14 protein-coding genes are annotated in these 18649 nt (G+C 33.6%); 6 read left to right on the top strand and 8 right to left on the bottom strand.

Annotation, left to right across the window (positions count from 1 at the left end):
- Window positions 1-30 precede the first annotated feature (30 nt).
- The gene (locus C1H87_RS22225) at window positions 31-444 is read left to right on the top strand and encodes a hypothetical protein (protein ID WP_158655328.1); all 414 of its coding nucleotides are present in this window, start codon (window positions 31-33) and stop codon (window positions 442-444) included.
- 119 nt (window positions 445-563) lie between these two features.
- Here C1H87_RS22225 and C1H87_RS22220 read toward each other — a convergent pair whose 3' ends face one another.
- Window positions 564-944 carry a Fur family transcriptional regulator gene (locus tag C1H87_RS22220; RefSeq protein WP_102757928.1) on the bottom strand — a complete coding sequence of 127 codons (381 nt, stop codon included), beginning with the start codon at window positions 942-944 and terminating at the stop codon, window positions 564-566.
- Between the two features lie 84 nt (window positions 945-1028).
- Between C1H87_RS22220 and C1H87_RS22215 the strand changes: the two genes are divergently transcribed.
- Genes C1H87_RS22215 through C1H87_RS22200 form a run of 4 tightly spaced genes read left to right on the top strand, consistent with a single transcriptional unit; the run spans window position 1029 to window position 4810 of the window.
- Window positions 1029-1730, top strand: a complete 702-nt coding sequence (locus C1H87_RS22215) for an ABC transporter ATP-binding protein (RefSeq protein WP_102757927.1) — start codon at window positions 1029-1031, stop codon at window positions 1728-1730.
- Window positions 1731-1740: 10 nt separating this feature from the next.
- Window positions 1741-3150 carry an ABC transporter permease gene (locus C1H87_RS22210; protein WP_102757926.1) on the top strand — a complete coding sequence of 470 codons (1410 nt, stop codon included), beginning with the start codon at window positions 1741-1743 and terminating at the stop codon, window positions 3148-3150.
- On the top strand, window positions 3147-4460 hold the full coding sequence (locus C1H87_RS22205) for a hypothetical protein (RefSeq protein WP_102757925.1): 1314 nt from the start codon (window positions 3147-3149) through the stop codon (window positions 4458-4460). Before C1H87_RS22210 ends, C1H87_RS22205 begins: the two co-directional genes overlap by 4 nt.
- Window positions 4457-4810, top strand: a complete 354-nt coding sequence (locus tag C1H87_RS22200; RefSeq protein ID WP_102757924.1) for a MerC domain-containing protein — start codon at window positions 4457-4459, stop codon at window positions 4808-4810. Before C1H87_RS22205 ends, C1H87_RS22200 begins: the two co-directional genes overlap by 4 nt.
- 252 nt (window positions 4811-5062) lie before the next feature.
- On the opposite strand, the gene C1H87_RS22195 is transcribed toward C1H87_RS22200, so the two are convergent.
- The 4 genes from C1H87_RS22195 to C1H87_RS22180 form a co-directional block, all read right to left on the bottom strand.
- A complete protein-coding gene (locus C1H87_RS22195; protein WP_102757923.1) occupies window positions 5063-5692 on the bottom strand; it encodes an NAD(P)H-dependent oxidoreductase in 630 nt (209 codons plus the stop codon).
- 22 nt (window positions 5693-5714) lie between these two features.
- On the bottom strand, window positions 5715-6452 hold the full coding sequence (locus C1H87_RS22190) for a GNAT family N-acetyltransferase (RefSeq protein ID WP_102757922.1): 738 nt from the start codon (window positions 6450-6452) through the stop codon (window positions 5715-5717).
- A gap of 3 nt (window positions 6453-6455) precedes the next feature.
- A complete protein-coding gene (locus C1H87_RS22185; protein WP_102757921.1) occupies window positions 6456-6905 on the bottom strand; it encodes a DMT family transporter in 450 nt (149 codons plus the stop codon).
- Window positions 6906-6984: 79 nt separating this feature from the next.
- Window positions 6985-7578, bottom strand: a complete 594-nt coding sequence (locus C1H87_RS22180) for a Crp/Fnr family transcriptional regulator (RefSeq protein ID WP_102757920.1) — start codon at window positions 7576-7578, stop codon at window positions 6985-6987.
- Between the two features lie 286 nt (window positions 7579-7864).
- Between C1H87_RS22180 and C1H87_RS22175 the strand changes: the two genes are divergently transcribed.
- Window positions 7865-8281 carry a hypothetical protein gene (locus C1H87_RS22175; protein WP_102757919.1) on the top strand — a complete coding sequence of 139 codons (417 nt, stop codon included), beginning with the start codon at window positions 7865-7867 and terminating at the stop codon, window positions 8279-8281.
- Window positions 8282-8774: 493 nt separating this feature from the next.
- Here C1H87_RS22175 and C1H87_RS22170 read toward each other — a convergent pair whose 3' ends face one another.
- The 3 genes from C1H87_RS22170 to C1H87_RS22160 are packed head-to-tail and all read right to left on the bottom strand — an operon-like array spanning window position 8775 to window position 18644.
- Entirely contained in the window at window positions 8775-9188 is a 414-nt protein-coding gene (locus C1H87_RS22170) for a hypothetical protein (RefSeq protein ID WP_102757918.1), read from the bottom strand.
- Between the two features lie 4 nt (window positions 9189-9192).
- Complete coding sequence (locus tag C1H87_RS22165) at window positions 9193-10113, bottom strand: hypothetical protein (RefSeq protein WP_102757917.1); 921 nt, start codon at window positions 10111-10113, stop codon at window positions 9193-9195.
- A gap of 5 nt (window positions 10114-10118) precedes the next feature.
- Window positions 10119-18644 (bottom strand): LamG-like jellyroll fold domain-containing protein, encoded by an 8526-nt coding sequence (locus C1H87_RS22160; RefSeq protein ID WP_102757916.1) that lies wholly within the window; start codon window positions 18642-18644, stop codon window positions 10119-10121.
- Window positions 18645-18649: the final 5 nt, after the last annotated feature.

The following is an 18649-nucleotide window of genomic DNA, read 5'->3' as shown; positions in this document are numbered from 1 at the left end:
AAGCCAACAATGCACAAAAAAAATAACAAAATGAGATTTATACTTTCGATATTCTTCCTTTTTGGAACTCTAAGTTATTCCTATTCACAGGGATTATTTTTTAACAACATAGATGAATCACAGTGGGTGTTGGCTGACTTTGATAGTTTAAAAACTTTCGAACAAAAAGGAATAGGGTTATATAAACTAAGAATTGAAAAAGCCTCTATTAAAAGCCCAGTTTTTATTTGGACCTTTAATGAGAAAATTCAAATAAAATATTATGATCCTACGACCAAGAGCGAGACTCTTATAAATCAATTCAAATATGAGGTGATTGAAGAAAAGATCAAGAAATTAAGGATATACTTAGACAGTTCCGAAAATCACTATTTCGACTATGACGTGGGTATAATCTCTACAGGAAGTTATGTTGGACTCTATAAAAGGAAAAAGAAAAAATAACGGCTACCAACAATGCTATAGTTCATTACCAGAGAGCCTATCTAACAATCGGAAAATTCTCCGAATTCCCCCAGATCCCAAAGCAACAAAGCCATACACAAATACATTGTAACCAATACTCACACGCAACAAACTTCACATTGTCCTATTAAGAGAATATCTGTAGAATCTACTTTATGATTTTTTATAGAAGGAATTTTAATTTCAAAAGGCAAACACTCAACTTTATCGCATGTTGTACATTGAAAATGTGGATGCATATCCGAATGATAGCTAGCAGAACATCCCTCACTTTTAGCATACCATTTTAAACCATCTTTTCCGTTAAAAGAATGAATAGTACCATCTTGTTCAAGTCTATCTAAAATACGATACACCGTAGTTTTATTCATCTTATCTTTTACAAGTTCTATTAGATGTACTACCGATTTAGCTTCGTTCTTTTCTTCAAAAATTTGGAGCACTGTAGCTACAGCTTTTGTTTTTCTGATAATTCCCATAATCACAAAATTAATGCAACATTGTTGCAATTACAAAATTATTTTCTACTTTTGCAACTCAATTGCATTAACAAAAATAGTCTCATGATACAATTACGAAACGTTAGCAAATCATTTAAAGGTAATCTTGCCATTCAAAACTTAAATTTAGAAGTTCAGAAAGGAGAAATTTTAGGGCTTTTGGGTGCTAATGGTGCAGGAAAATCTACCACTATAAATATGTTATTAGGTTTTCTTAACCCAGACTCAGGAGAGGTACATATTAATGATATAGACACTAACCATAATTCACAAGAGACTAGAAAACTCATTGGTTATATTCCTGAAAATGTTAATCTATATCCATATTTATCAGGTTTAGAAAATTTAGATTATTTCTGCAAGTTAGCAGGATTAAAATATTCTAAAAGTGAACTAGAAAACTACCTAACAATTTGCGGATTGGAAAATAAAGTACACGTAAAAAAAGTGAGTGGTTATTCTAAAGGAATGCGACAGAAAGTAGGCATCGCTATTGCCTATGCAAAAAAAGCAAAAGTCTATTTATTAGATGAGCCTGCCAGTGGTTTAGACCCTTTGGCCAGTAATGAACTTTCTGTTCTTTTAAAAAAATTAGCTTCTGAAGGCGCTACTATTTTGATGGCTTCCCACGATATTTTTCGCGTCCGCGAGGTTTGTAATCGTATCGGTATTTTAAAAAATGGAATTTTAGTAAAAGAATTGTATAGCAAAGATGTAAGTGCTAATGAGCTAGAAACATTATATCTGCAATTTATGCAAAACTAAAACGAATATTATGTTGCAAATCATCAAAAACGAATGGCGGTTTTTAATCCGTAGTCGTATATTTTTAGGCATAAGCATTGCTTTTATTTCAATCTTATTACTCTCTGTTTTTTTAGGAAATTATCAAACACGAAAGCAAGAGCAAACACACCAAAGTGCTAAAGACCATGTACGGCAACAATGGGTAAGCATTGACGAAATGAACCCTCATAGTGCTGCACATTATGGAACGTATGTATTTAAACCTGCTAACTTATTAAATAGTCTCGATGAAGGTGTTAATAGCATTACAGGAAATGTGCTTCGAGTAGAAGGACACGTTCAGAATGAAATAATGCATTCCGAAGCATCTCAAATGCAAGCTATTTCTAGATTTGGAAAACTAAAGCCCTCACTTTTATTACAATATATTGTTCCATTATTATTGATTTTTTTAGCATTTAACTCTGTTAGTAACGAAAAACAAAGTGGAAGACTCAAATTACTCATATTACAAGGCGCAAAACCATTACAAATTATTTTGTCTAAAACATTATCTGTCTGGCTTTATGGTATGATCCTACTAACCTTTGTACTTTCGGTCTATAGTATTTTGAATTTTCAAAGTTTAACTCTAGAAATTTTAACCAGAACAGGATTGTTCTTTTTGTCCTATACCTTATACTACTTTATTATTAGCGCAATTACGGTTTACTTTTCCGCACGTTGGCTAAATGCGACACTTGCGTTGACATCAATGTTAGGCATTTGGATAATTTGGACGATATTTTTACCGAATATTTTAATGAGTTCTGCCGAAAAATGGTATCCTCTTCCTAGTCGAAATCAATTTCAATCAGCTATGAAAGAAGACCGCGCAAAAGGACTTGACGGACACAACCCTAGAGATAAACGCGCCATAGCACTTAAAGAGAAAGTTTTAAAAGAATATGGTGTGGATAGCTTGTCTCAATTACCTATAAATTTTGACGGTATGCGAATGCAAGCCGATGAAGAATATGGAAATAGCGTTTGGGATAAACATTTTGGTAATAATCGTAAAATACTTCGCAAACAAAAACAAAGCTTTCAATTTGCCGGTATTGTTAACCCTTTTATTTCCTTACAAAATTCAAGTATGGGTTTTATGGCCAGTGATAATTTACATCATCAGGAATTTTTGTTACAAGTGGAAAACTACAGAAGGTTTTTTATTAAAACGCTAAACGACAAACAAACTTTTGGTGGTTCTAAAACAGGTAATTGGGGATGGAAAGAAGATAATGCATTTTTTAAATCTGTTCCAGATTTTGATTATAAACCAACTCGAATTTCTGAAATCTTTTCAAATTATTTGTTGGATTTAGCTTTGCTTATTGTTTGGTCAATTATTGTTACTGTTGGCATCTATTTCGGAACTAAAAAAATACAAATCGTATGAGAAGTTTATCCATATTTCTTTATGAGTGGAAACATTTTGTTAGCAGTCCTTTTAAAATTATAGCGCTACTACTCTTTTTAATAGCCAGCATTTATGGTTTGCATAATGGTGCAGATTTGTATATGCAACAAAGCAATGAGATTGAAAGACTCAATCAAAAAGCAAAAGAAGAAAAAGAAACCATACTATCTTATTTCAACAAAAACGAAAAAGGGCCTGAAAACAGGCCTTGGGTAGATGTTACAACACCTTTCTGGTCTATTTGGTATACACCTACTTATTATTTCAAAAAACCTTCGCCAACGATCGTTTACAATATAGGTCAGACTGAACAATATGGTTTTTATAAAAAAATTGGTTTGTATTCAAGCCCATATGATGCAGATATGGCAAAGGAAATCGCTAACCCAGAACGCATACAGTCTGGCACTTTAGATTTTTCATTTGTTGTGCTATTTCTTATGCCTCTATTACTTTTAGTATTACTTTATAATATAAAAACTTCAGAAGCAGAGCAAGGCTTTTTACCACTCATTTTTGTACAAACGGGTTCAAAAAATTGGTGGATACTATCAAGAACTTTATTTTACACGATACTACTTTTATTTTCATTGCTTGGATTAATGTTTTATGGTGCTACGCTTACCAAGGTTTTTGAGGCAGATAATACCTTTTGGATTATTTTTTTATATCTAACCATATATCTTGTGTTTTGGGTAGTTCTTTACTTTTTAATTCTGAAATATGGAAAAAACATCATTTCGAACACCTTACAAATGATAGGTATTTGGTTGCTTTTTGCTTTTATCATTCCTGCCGTCGTACACCAATGGATAAGTATTGAAAAACCAACTAATTTAATGATTGACCTAATCGATATCAAAAGAGATAAGACAGATGAAATCTACGAGCAGTCAAACACCGATACCGACAATCAAATTTTTAATTTATATCCAAGTTTAAAGCAAACTAAAACTGCACAAGATACAATAGCCATAAAGGAGGCAAGAAATGATTCAAGGATAGCATTAATTAATGTCGCTATGAAAATTGCAATTTCAAAGCTAGAAGAAGATAATAGAACTAAAAATGAACTTATTTCAAAAACCTATTGGTTCAACCCTTTAACTTACTTTCAAAATAAACTAAATCATTCATCAAAAACTCATTATGACGATTACCAAACTTATAGAAACGATATTCAAAATTCGGTTGATAAACGCATTGAAATAATGATTTTGGATATTTGGGATAATGTTAAAGTGGACAAAACAAAATATTTAGAATACAATAAAATACTTAACAAATGACACAAACAAAAAAGATATATTGGGCAGATAAATTAGGAGCATTTAATGCTTTACTGTGCATAGTTCATTGCCTTGCAGCGCCAACATTGCTTGCGTTGGGCATTGGTTTTTTAAGTAATCCAATAATTGCTTTCTTGTTTATCTTAGTAACTTTTATTTCTATTTATAAAGCTACTAGTGGAAAATTTATTAAAGGAATTAGTATTTTTTTATGGGTTGCTTTTATTGGTTTTGTAATATCAATTTCGCTAGAAGGACGTGCTGAAATTTTTGAATATGGGACGTTTCTATTTTCTTCGTCAATTATTCTTGGACATTTTTATAATATACGTAATTGTTTAAAATCTTAAAGAATAATTGTTTTGTTTTACAAATAACAAACAATATTTTGAATTGAATGATATTACATAAAAAGTACTGGTTACAAAAAAATGTATAATCAATACTTCAAGAAATACGGGATAATTTTTTTAAACTATTTGCTAAAACAGAAATTAACTGTGCTGTTTCTAACAGTTCACCCAAGAATACTATAAAAATGTTGCTTACGTATAGAACAAATAAATCAAACCTCTCTTCTACTATTAATCTACTGATGAAGATTAAATTTCTTCAAACAAACGCTCAAAAGGTTTTCTAACTTTAGGCCTGAACTGTGTTTCATCATCACCTGACCTATAACCAACTGTCGCTAATACAGATGCGCTTAAGCCTTTTTCTTCAAGTCCCAAAATTTGATTATATTTTTCAGGCTCAAAACCTTCCATAGGACAAGCATCAATCTTTAATTCTGCACTTGCCATCAATAAATTTGACAACGCTAAATATGTTTGCCTTTTTGCCCAAGATTCCCATTCACTGTCTGTTTGCCGAGATAAGCTATTCTTCATAAAATCACCATAACCTTTTAAAGTCGAGACAGGAATATTTTGTGTTTCTGCAGCTAACTGGATGTATTCATCAATATGCTCATCCCCTCTTTCGTTATAATGACAAAAAACAAACAATTGGGACGCATCTGTAATTTGAGATTGATCCCATGACGCTGCTTTTAATTTTTTTCGAAGCTTTTTATCTTCAATGATTAAAACCTTGTACAATTGTAACCCATAGGAAGAAACCGAAAGTTGAACAGCTTCTTTCAAGTACTCCAGCTTTTTAAGTGGAATCTTTTTTGTTGAGTCAAACTTTTTTGTAGCATAGCGCCATTTTAAATTTTCTATTAAATTCATAATTTTAAGTATTGGTTATTGTTTAAATGTGTTCTTTCAACACGTAATTCATCATTTTAAATTGTTCTTTAAAGCCTAGTTTTATATATAATGCCTTAGCCATATCAGAAGCTTGAATAGTAACATATTCAAATCTCATTTTCGAAGTCCAATCAAGTGCATACTGCATTATTTTAAGAGCATACCCTTTCCTTCTCATTTCTGGAATTACTCCCATAGAATGAATCCCAAGAATTGTATTGTCTCTATAATATAAAACACATGTTCCAACAGGTTCGTGGTTATCTGTTACAATGAAGTAGTCTATAAATTGACTACTCTTGAATATTACATCGCCATTAATTTTATAGCCAAAGGCTTTTTCAAATAAAACTTCCCATTCTTTAGCCTTTAAAATACTATTTACCTTTTCAAAATTTAAATTAACTGTTTCTCGATATTCTGGGTCAACTTTAAGACTCATTCCTGTTTGTTCTAATACTTTAACAAAACCCGAATTATTAAAAATCTCTTTATCAAAATCTTTATATATATTCCAAAATGGAACCGTTAATTTATTATTAAGCCTTTTGATTTTGTTTTTTGCTTCTTCAATACTATGCTTATCTGGAGCTTCATGAAACCACAATCTATTTGGCCAATTAGAATGCTCAATAAAACCATAATCAAATGTTTTTTCTGAACTATGAAAATTAGACTTTGTATTAGCTAACTTCCATAATGAAGTTAGGTTGTTGATATTAGCTTCTATTAAGTTCATTCTTTATTTGTTTTTGATTAAAAATATCCCCAAAATCATTGCAATCACTCCAATCAATCTCTTATAACTTAATGGAAATACTTTAAGGCCGAACCAACCAAAATGGTCTGCAATTAATGAGAAAACTATCTGTCCAATTAATCCAATTGAAATCATAGTTGAAATCCCCAGTTTAGGTATTGTATAATAGTACAAGCTAATACCAATAAAACTAAATACAGCTCCTGAAAAGTACAAATATGTAGGTATGCTTTTTAACTGAACTAAAGATGGAGTTTGCTTCATACTACCAATAACAGTAACCAAAGCAATCAAAGCACTAAAAATATAAGCTATTAGTGAAGCCTGTATTGGACTTTTTAATAAAGTACTTAATTGTGTATTGAAACCACCATGAATAGAAAGAAAAACACCTCCAATAAATGCTAAAAAAATTGTATAATACTGACTCATGAGTCCTAAGTGATTTATTATTTAAAACAAAATTAGGTCAGCAAAAACTTTTAAACATTTACATATGTCGATGGAAATTTTATAGATCTCTTCTTATTCTACTTAGTTGCGTAGGGGTTATCCCTAGATAAGAAGCAATCTGCCATTGTGGAACTCTGTCTGGGAGGTCAGGGTATTCATCTAAAAAAGTAAAATAGCGTTCTTTAGCATCTTGAGCAGCAAACGAGATTTGTCTTTTTTCATTTTCAACAATCCAATTCTGCTCAATGTGTTTAATATAATAACTCTTTAGGTCTTCGTTTTTGAATATTACTTCTTTGTATTTATGGTAATCCATTTCTATAATTTTACCAGCTTCTATACACTCAACTCCAAAATGTGACGGTAAAGATTTTAACATTGATACAGTAGAACCAGCATAAAAACCTTTTAAAAAGAAGTTCTTCACGTATACATTGGCTTTATCATCCATCCATTGAGAAATTAATATCCCTTCGCAAACAAATAAAATATTACGAGCAACTTGCCCTTTAAAAACAAGTGTTTCGCCCTTGTCCACATCTCGTATCTTCATTAAAGAAAGTAATTGTTCTAAAGATTCTTGAGAAACAGGGCTAAACGAATTTATATAATCGCTATATAATTCAATATACTTTTCTTCTATATAATTCATTTTTCAAATGTTTATTAAAACCCAAATTCAATGGTCTAATTTATATTTAAACAATCATACTATTTCTAATAGTATAAATAAATGTATTAAAACTGTCATTAATCGATGATTGGTATATAGTTTTTATAGCCTATAATACTGGTTATGACCACAATAACCAACATGTAAGATTATACATCAACAAATATTTAATATTAGGTAAACTTTAGATCAAATTAACACATATTTTTAAGATTCAATTAATAATTAACTAATTGCCAATCTTGGTAAAATTAAATTTTTTGTTATGTTAAAAAACAAACACTGTTTTTCTTTTTTAATGCTTTTACTTGTCTTTTCTGTAAATGCACAAATAGATGGAGATCCAGATATTGGAGACTTATCGGCTCCTAGTATATTTTATGATAAGTTTGAAGCTCCTTTACATGAAAATACCTGGAAAGTAGAACATAGAATATGGGGTCAGCCAACATATAACGGTAATTTGTACTTACACGGAGGCGTCATACAAGAAAATTGCTATACCGAAAATGGAAATGCAGTTATGAGATCTTTAGAAGATTACTATAATGGTCCTTTAACAAGTTTTAATGGAGAACATAATACTCGTATGGGAGCAGCTATGCTTACAGATAGAAGATTTGCTTCTGGCCGTTTTGAAACCAAAATGAAAATAATACATTTAAAAAGACAGAATATATAATTATCCCTTAAAATATTTAGTAAATTATAAGTAAAAAGGCCCCAAATAACTTAAAAAGCCTTAACCTTTAAATAAAAGGTTAAGGCTTTTTTGTTTCTAATATTTTAGAGTAATAATCTGTTTGAAACTATTAACAACTATTTTGATTTACAGTTATTGGAAATAAAACAACTAGCTATTTCCCGATACATAAAGTAACTAAACAATATTCACAAGACCTAGTCTATTTCCGGTACGAATTTGATACATTGAACATCAAAATAAATCAAAATGTTTCATAATAATAATTGATTCAAAACGAATAGTTCAATTACTATTAGCGCCACAATGTTTATTGTTAAAACATTACAAACAAACACTTCTTATATTTACTAAACACAAAACAGTCTTGAATATGGTCGTAATATTCACCATTAAATAAATGAAGCTTAATATCAAAAAAACTTGGGTTTCATTTATTAAAAGCATAGTATGAATCACTTCTAATTATCAATTAATTAACTAGTTCAAACTCCCCTTGTTCTATATAGTTTACTTCATTAGAAGTACCTGTTGAGGATAATTCTGCTACATTTCTTCCATAAACCAACACAATAGGGTTTCTTTTTGTTCCTGCTTCTGAAAATGACATGCTATACAATGCACCATTAATGGTATATTCTATTTTAGAGACTTTTGTTGTTCCACTACTATTTTTAGTTGTTGTTATTTGAATAGCATAGGCCTCATCTGGTGTAATACAATCATTTGCTGTAATACCAGTACCGTCTTCATGAACAAATTCAATAGACACGGGATCAAAACTTTCTACAGTGGCTGGTGGTGGTACCGGATCATCATCATTTTTTGAGCATCCTAAAACAAAACATAGGATTATTATGGTTATGTAATAATATTTTGTTCGCATTACTTTATTCTTTTAAATTAATACTTATCTGTTTTTCAAATCCATTAACTTGAATGGTATAATCTCCTGCACCTAAACTGGTAAAAATAACTTCGCCGTTATTTAAGGTTTGAGCAGCTTGTACCACCTGATTTTTAAGTAATACCACTTCGCTACCATTTTCGGAAGACAATACCTTAATAGCACCCCCACTATAACACACGGCATCTTTTTTATAAAAGGTTAAATTCCCTATTACGGCATTATAACTTACGGTTATTTCCCATTCGTTGCGTGTAGATTCATCTTCTGAAAGCACTTCAACTATGACAGAATTGGTAAAATCTAATACGTTGCTATCTGAGATTAATTTTTGACTTTCACTAAACAGTTGCGCACCTGTGCTTAATTCAAAAATGGAAGTTAAGGCTGATACGTTTATACCATTATCTACATAAAGTGTCATGGCATTATCTTGTATGTTCCTATTACTAATAGTGACATCTTTAAAATTAAAACTAATGAGTTCTGCTTTATCATTTAAAGCGGGGCTCGCAAAACTAAAGGCTTGTGCTAAATCGCCATAAAGAGCATTAATTTCAAAATTTACTGTTTTAACTATATCCACAACATTATCGTTGGTGGAGTCGTAAACTTTAAAATTCAACGCTTCTCCATTGGTGTTTGAAAACACATTAAAGTAAGCATAATAGCGATCTTTACCTGATACATAAATTAAGTTAGTAACACCTCTGCATTCACCACCTACAAATGCCGCCACTTTATCATTAGTACTGGTTAATGTTGCTCCATCTACATTTAAAAAGGCCACAAATGACATGGTATATTCAAAATCATTTTCGTTTACAGACCATGTTGGCTCTTGACCATAAACGGTTATTCCTATAAAAAAGAATACTATTATGTTTGTTATTATACGTTTCATAGCTTCTAGTTTTTAATGATTCTATAGGTTGTATTTACATTGTTGAGATTCACTTTTAAAAAGTATACGCCGTTACTAATTCTTGGAGTCAGCTTAATTGTATTTAGCCCTTTTTTTGTTTTGTGTGTTTCTGAATGAACAAGTTGTCCTACCACATTGAATAGTTTGAGCTCCATATTACTTACTTCGTTAGAATTAAGCTGTAACATCAATTCATTTTTAAACGGGTTTGGATACATTTTAAGACTTTCTAAAATATCAGATTCCAACACTACTGGGTCTGCCACCGTACCTAACACTACATTACTTTTAAAGGTTACTGTTTTTTGTGTTGGTCTTTGAATATTACCGTTACCTATGTGAAAGGTTAACGATTTTGGTTGTTCACCATATATGGTAATAAAACTTAGTGCTCTATCGCTTACTATTTGGTTAGTTGCCTCACCTTTTAGCACACCATCTTCATCATAAATAAAGAGTTCATGATATCCCTCAGGCAGTAAAACCACAGCGTTCATATTCTCTGAATATTTTGCAAATTCTGGTTCAGTACGTTTGTGCACAAATGCCGTGTTAGTATTTTTTGAAATCTTCGTGCTTGAAGATTTTCCAAAAATATTAGCATACTTAAAGGTTTGATCTTTACTAGATTTCACCATATATCCCTTACCAGTTTCCAGATAGCTTAAAGTTCCACTCCATCCGTTTAAGGGGTCGTAAATGGCAAATAGGTTTTGTGATTTTATAATGTCGCCATCTGTGGCATCAAAAGTGGATAAGGCTTCGTTTACTGATACGTTCTTACTTAAAGGATAGGGTAGCCAGTTCCAATTTTGTTGTATAGGGAAACTCCAACTACCGATATCCACTTGACCTCCTTTAACTCTTAATTGCTGGCCATGAGCAAACTTCATTTTGTACATAAAGTTGTTTGATAATCCCGAGTTCGCACTAATAGCTCCACTCCATGAACTATTTGCCGCATTGTTTACATCCTTAAAATAGGTTTCTAACTGAGTTGGTGAATGGCTCAACATACGGTCTGAAGTTTCTAAGTTCATACCTGATGTTAAGGCATTTAAATCTGAGAAATTCGCATCATTAACATTAAACGACACCCAGGTCCAGCCTTGATTTAAATTTATTTCCTGTTCAACAGTGCTCGTGTTTTCAAAAAGCGATGGACTACTTAGTGTGCCTAGCACATTATTTTCTGTAAAGGTTACTGATGCATTAGCATCAATAGTTGCCTGAACAATCTGCCCCATTGAGGCATCCCAAATACTAAAATTAATTGGGTCTCCAGATACCGCATTGCTATAAACCGTTAGGAATACAAAATATTCCTGATACGACTCATCATAAACCACATTCGCAACACCTCTAAGCTCTCCATTAGAAAACGCAGCCACTTTATCGTATAAATCATCTGAGAATACACCATCGACGCTAATACGTCCTACAATATTCATACTAAAATCAAAGTCATTAGGGTTTATCGCCCAGTCTGGCTCTTCTGCTAATACTCTAACTTCTAATTGTAGTTTTTCATCTAAACCAAAATCGGTTTGCAAATACAGATTTTCCAGATACTCTCCAGCAGAGAGGCCTTCATCAATAGTGGCAGTAATGACTACCTTACTATCTGGAGCTAAACTTCCTGATGTACTGCTTAAAGACAACCAATTAGGAACTCCTGCAATATTATAAGGCTGTACTAAACCACCTTTATTGATAATAGTAATTTCAAACGAAGGTGATTCATTTCCTGTTTTAACAATATCAACCACATTATTAAAGCCATCAACAAACCAGCTCATTTCATTTTTCTGAACAAACGCGGTCCAGGTAATTGGTGATTGTTGTTGGTTATTTGATGCGTCAAACATTCTGTGTACAGTAATATCAAGAATTTGACCTTCCAGTGCTGCCCAGTCGGAAATAGCAGGCTCAATAATCATATCATCTTCGTTAATGACATGATTCACCTGGAATTTGATAAGCTTACGCTCTGGTTTAATGGCTGGTACATCATCTGAATAATTCACAGCTCCTGCACTTAATACGGCATTTGTTGGTATGACACTTTGATTGCTAAAGGCATGATAATATCGTGGCCCATTAGCTGTTGCAGGATCAGGTGCATTCATACGAGCGTATAATAATAGTCCAATGCTTTCCACATCCATTTCGTTAAAACGGTCTCTAGATATTTGGTCTACATTACGCAAGGTATTCCATAACCTAAACTCATCAATTTTACCAGTAAATGCCCTGTCTACAGTTTCATTACCTCCTTGGTCTTTAAACCCTCTAGCTCCTAACCAGGCTTGGTTTCCTGAAAAACCTCCTATATCTGTAATAGGATTAGATGATACTTGTTGTGCATCTACATAGGTTCTTAAAGAGCCATTTCTGTTGAATAATAAGGTTATATGATGCCAATTATTATCGGCCACACTTGCTGCTGTTAACACATAGCTATTACCTTCACTTGCAAAAGATAAGGCTCCAGTACTATTCATATTTATAGCCCATTTGTTCGATAGTCCAACAGATTGTATTGGATCTTCTCCATTTCCACGTCCGTTAGAGAATATGGTGGCTTCTTGGGCCGTTCCTGTTTTTATCCAGAAGGATATCGTGGCATCCATCTCATTGGTTAATTGTACAAAACCAACATTATCTAACTCCTGATACTGTCCATTGGCGAACTCATAAGAGGTACCTTTGGGTTTAATGTCCCAATCTGCTGTAACTGCTGCATGTTTAAATCGTGCTAAATCATTTGCAATAGTCCCACGTCCTTCATTCATGGGCCAATAGCCAACTAAATTTGCTTCGTTTCCTAATAACTTCGTATAGATATTAGCATAGGCTTTACTTAAACTTAGGGATTTAGTCCATAGTCGTAAACTATGCATATTCCCTATAAATGTGTTGCCTCCAATAACTAATGGATTATTATTAGTAAATTGTGTGTTTGCAGTCCCTGTACTACCGCCAATATCTCTATCGTCTTCATAAATACTAAGGCTTCCTGAAGCATTGTCGTGTGTAATGGTATAATGGTGAAACAAGCCATCTGTTGCTATAGTACCATTGGCTATTATATCTCCAAGAGACACATACATATCTCCGTTTTCTAAACGAATGTTTAATCCGTTTTGCTGATTGATAATAGCAGCTGTTGATGCAATTGTGGCATTGTTCATCCAAAATTCTACTGACAGGTCTCCTGATACTAATCTCGGACTTTCTATTGTTGCCGTGTTATTAGCACCTTCAAAACGTAAGGACACACTATTATCTATTGGCAATTGATTGGTTTCTCCTTTTATCTCAATGGTACTCAAGGCACTGTTATAAAAGATGTTTTCATTAAAACTCACACGCAAATCTTCTCCCGGACCCAATATGCCGTCGGTTGGCAATGGGGTTCCAAACTGCTGTGGTGATTTTAAGTCTACACTACCTGAAATAACTTCTGAAATAAACTCTGTACCATTGGTACATGTGCTTCGCGCTCTTATTTCGTAATTACCATCTTGCAGTCCCGATTCTACAATATCGAAAGCGTAAACAACTTCTGCGTCTGTTATTGAAGAAGCCAAAGTGGCACCTGCTGGTATGGTTCCGTTATAAAACGTTTGCAATCGTGTCCAATTTGGAGCTGTTGCTAAACGGTATTCTAAATCTATCTTTTCAAAATTATCAAAGGCTTGATTGTATTCTGATAAGTTAATCGTTAGCGGACTTGTTGAACTGCTAGTATTATACACCCAATTATCTAATGGTGCTTTAACGGCTACTCGAGAACAGGATGGTACAAAATGCGCAGAAATCAATACATCATCAAAAACATTCACTGGATCGCATTGCGATTGTAAAATAACGCGAATATCTTCGTAATCATTAACATCGGATACTGATTTCCCTAATGTTAACGTATATTCAACCGTTTGACCATATGGCACAAAAACTACAGTTCCATTCTGGCTTACATTTATTAGTGCATTGTTAGGATTGGTGGTATTATCTACAATAAGTTCAAAATAATTAAAGCTAGCGGCATCGCTTGTAGCATCTGCATTATTTGAGAGTAGTAATTTAAATTCTGCGTTGTTACTTTCCGGGATATTAAAAATTTCAGCAACCTCAACAAGAATTTTAGGGTCTTCTGCCCTTTCTGTTGCGTTACTTAATGTTTCTCTATCTCCCTGAGCCAACTCTATAACTGGGTTGTTAGGGTTATAAGTTGCATGGTTATAATAATGTGATAATTCAGCACCTTCATAAGGACAAGATGTTCTACCTCCTACAGTTGTAAATATAGGACCGCTACCATCAAACAAATTGATAATATCTACACTTAATACATTAGCTGGGTCATTATCCTTAAGCGTGTAGTTAATAGTAGTGGTCTTTGTATCTTCTTCTGTTAAGGACGCACTAAATGCCTGACTTGCAAATCCTGTTGTTGTAGATTCTATTCCCAATTTATTGACACTAAAGCCTAACTGTAATTGTAAACTTTCTTCTATGTTAATATCAAACTCTAAAGTTGATGTATTAACAACGACAGATTCTATGCTTCTGGACACTTCACCAACACCGGAATCGAACGTGATATTATCCTGCGATTTTGATGAGATTAAAGCTTTTTGTGAATCCGCTAGTTTTAATTTCTCTTGCAATAAGCTTTCATAAGGCCCACCTACTTGTGCATTATTTATTTCGTCCTGGAGGTCTCCAGTATATGCATTAATAGCATTTAGAGCCGTTAATCCAATAAAAGTAGGATCATTTAGCGCTGTATATTTACTACGTTCATTATTTAATATGATTCTGCGCCATAAATCAATTTGATTTTCATACCAAGATTGAGGTTTTGCATTTTCAACCGTACCTCCTGTTGATAAAGTTTCTACAATAGCTTCGTATTCCGGAATTAAATCGGTAATAATGAATTTTTGAGAATACACAAAGAAGGTATTTGTTGGCTTTTCTCCAAGATAAAAGGCTTTTTGTTTATTTAAATACACTTTATCACCATTGCCATTGGTTAATTCAAAATTATCACCAGGATCACCTACCTGATCTAAAGTTGCTTGAAAATCATCAAAACTACCTTTAGAATAATTTTTAGAATTTCCTATATATAAATCACCTTCAGCTCCTACAAATTCCGGGTCATCACTGGTTGATATGGTTTGATTGAATGTATAGGTTTTGGTAATACTATTGCCATCTTTAGAAGAGGCTTCTACTGAAATATTTCCTGTTAAACTATTGGTAACTTCGGTATTTACAATAAGTCCCGCTCCCGGAGGCCCTGCAACAATGGATACATCACCTCCCAACATTAATTTCACACTTTGAGAAATGCCTCCTCCACTTGAAAAACTATTGTCTGTGGTAAAACTAATACTTTCTCCAGCTTCTATAGATGCGAAACTATTTGACCCTGGCGGATCTCTTAAAATAATATCTGGAATCTCTGGTGCTTCTGAAAGGATGGATTGTGTTCCATCTCTCGCTCCTCCTAAAATGATCCCTTCGCTAATATAATTTTCGGCATCGTAAGGTATCCCCTCTATAACATATTGAATGTTAATATTACGTGTAAAAGGTGTATTGGTATTAGGAACACCTCCAATAAATGAGTACTTGGTAATACTATTGTCATTAGGGTCGGTCTCTGTAAGCTCTGATTCCGGTATCGCCAAATTGTTAGTTATACTGAGTTGACCATCTACTATGGGTACAATATCTTCAATAATATCATTAAGATTATCTTTATTTTCATAACGTTCAAACGTACTTAAAACAATTTCATAATTTGAAAACTGTTTATAAATGAGCACATCATCTCCTGATCCGTTTGGATGTTTAAATCCTGTAGTGCTTATGGTTTGGTCAACACCATTCACATCTTTTAAAACAAGTTCACTTTCTGAGGTTTGGTCTGTAACTCGTAACACTGGTGTTGATCTGTAAATAAAACTTTTCTCAAAATGATACGGTACACCTTCAAGAATTTCATCATCGGGATATTTAAATTCGGGAGTTAATAATGGAGGTATACTTGCAAAATTAACAGTCTCCTTAGTCCCTGCTGCTATTATGCTTGTACCAATAGTGGCATTAGAAATTTGTAAACCACTACCACCAACAATTTCATAGTTAAGTGGCATTACCTGAATACGGTATTCTCCTGATTCTTCATTGGTTTGAAACTCAAACTTTGTAACATCCGATACACTTCCTGGTAATTCCAAAGTTATAGTAGCTGTTCCAATATTGTTTTTAGAACTTACCCTTAAAGTTGTATCTCCACCTGGAGCCAAATAAGGCACCTCAAACAATCCGTTTTCTCCAAACCCTATAGGTTTTTGAGCTTCTACAGAGCCACCAACCACGCGACCTACAGCGATTACACGTGTTTCATCAATAAACACCACTTGTTCCTGGGCATCTTCAAAGAACTCTTGGAAGGTGCCAGTTTCTGCCGGAAACCTACCTTCATAAGTAAATTCATGTCCGGTTTTAGCAACACGAATAAAGTGATTACCGATAGGCACACTAATATCAAAATTACCTTCGCTATCCGATTCTATAGGGACGTTATTTTCATCTAAAACAATGTTGCCATCTATATAAATGTTGGCTCCTGCTACCGGAATACGCGCATATAAATCCAAGCGATCATCATCTTTTTCATTATTTCCAGTAGTCCCTAAATCGTTTAACCAATACTCGCCTTTGTTATAAAAAGCTCCATTTATTTCGTATTGATTGTAATTCTCATCAATAATAGCTGCACCTCCAGCTATGGTATTACCGTTACCTATATTTTGTTCTGCTTCTGCAACTGATGGGAATACACCTCTGGTATCATATAATATTTTGCCTTTAAAAATAAAGGATGAGGTATCTGTAAAATCTATTTTATTGACCACTTCGGAGCCTTCACCTAAAAACACCAATTGCTGATTAGGCTCAAATTTATGTTGTCCAAAACTAGGTGTAATTTTAAATGATTCGCCTGTTCCTGTATAAGGAATCGCATTGATTTCATAATTACCGTTAACATCGGTAACTCCCAAAATACCTAATTGGCTGGACGATGGAATATTGCCTGCGCCAGACACAAAAGAGATATCGTTACTTATACCCTGGATGTTTAAACTACCGTGATTTTTGTTATAATTGAATCCGTTTCGTGAGGCATCATAAGCATAGCCTCCTGTATTCTCGTTAGCACTTAAATAGGCCACCAAATCCGGGTCGTTTCCACTGATGTATCGCTTATAATCGGTACGAATATCTGAAGCGGCTTCTATACTCTTCCAAACACGTATTTCATCAATTAACGCCGTTTTTCCTCCTCCTATAAATACATTTTCCCAAATACCGCTTCCTACATTAAACATTGTTGTTACTGTTAGAACCGTTATTTCTAAATACGGCGAGGTATCTTCATCATCTACTTCAGCTCTGGCAGCATGTGCTGCATCCCTATAAGCCGCAGTCATAGGGCGCCCATTTATAAACAATAAAGGCTCTTTATTATCTTCTAACTGGGCAGTAATATGTACAAAATTGCTGTTAAAATCTGATACTGGTATCATGATATCATTCCCTCGAGCATCTATATCTCCAGATGGGTAAACGTTTTGAATGATATAAAGGTTACCTCCAATACTAACTTCTAAAGTTTTAGAGGTTTCTTTTAAATTAACGGTAACATCAATATTATTTCCGTTTTTCTCGTTGAGTCTAAACAATCTTATAGCATTTCCACTATCATCTACATAAGGCACATCGGGTCGCACCCATGCTTGTAAAGTTGTAGTCTTATCTATAGGCTTATTTAAGTTAGCTATACTTAGTTGGTTAGATTCTGGTACAATTAAACCACTGCCATAACTTACAACGCTCCCATCAGACTCTGCTGTAATAGTTACATTTTGCACCGGGTTGCCGCCTTTATAACTTACATTTCCTGTTACTATGGCTGTTGGGTTTCTAAACCCTACACCTGTGATGAAGTTAGTATATAATTCTTCGGTTTGGCTTACACCTTTTGCCAATACTTTATATTCATACAGTACACCACCATCCACATATTTATCTTCGTATTGGGTTTCGTTAGGTGATACGCTGCCTACAAACTGAAATTGTGAGCTACTCCCTAGTTCTCTACGTGATATTTCTATGGTTGTAATTAAATTGAAGTTATTTCTTAGCTCCCATTGCAGCAGTACTTTATCGCCGAAATAACCTTTAGATACATCAAAAGATTCCTCTGCAAATGTTCCAAAAATGTATAATATGTCCCATGGAAAACGGGCATCGGTGTTATTGGCAACATTGCTGGTTCCTAAATAAGGTACACCAACTTGAATGGTATAACCATTGTTTTGTACGGCCTGCGATGTGGTAACCATTTTGGCACCATCATCTTGTTGCGCCCAGAGTCCTGTAACCAGTAGCCCTAAACACAGAGTTAGTATTTTTTTTCTCATCACCC

Source organism: Flavivirga eckloniae, from assembly GCF_002886045.1.
Lineage (GTDB): Bacteria > Bacteroidota > Bacteroidia > Flavobacteriales > Flavobacteriaceae > Flavivirga > Flavivirga eckloniae.
Note: the sequence above shows the minus strand (reverse complement) of the source record. Positions and strands in the feature narration are given on the sequence as shown.